The sequence below is a fragment of the Nocardioides abyssi genome (genome assembly GCF_030412915.1).
Taxonomy (GTDB): domain Bacteria; phylum Actinomycetota; class Actinomycetes; order Propionibacteriales; family Nocardioidaceae; genus Nocardioides; species Nocardioides abyssi.
Map to the genome: position 1 here is coordinate 1 of NZ_JAUHJR010000251.1, position 233 is coordinate 233.

Annotated in this window: 1 protein-coding gene; it reads left to right on the forward strand. The window is 75.5% G+C overall.

What is annotated here, in order from left to right; genetic code table 11:
* The coding region (locus QWY29_RS20665; RefSeq protein ID WP_439117465.1) for an ABC transporter permease subunit at positions 1–233 on the forward strand (233 nt) is incomplete at both ends.

Here is a 233-nt window from a genome sequence, read left to right on the forward strand (position 1 = left end):
CGCGAGGTCGCCCGCCTGTCCGGCATCCGCACGTCGGTGCCGGTCCTGGTCGCCCACACCCTCTCCTCGGTGCTGGCGGCGCTCGCCGGCCTGCTCCTGCTGGCCCGGCTCCGCGTCGGCAGCCCGACGATCGGCAGCCAGGGCGACTACGACCTGATGTCGATCGCGGCCGTCGTCCTCGGCGGCACGCTGCTGGCCGGCGGCAAGGGCAACGTCGTCGGCACCCTTGCCGG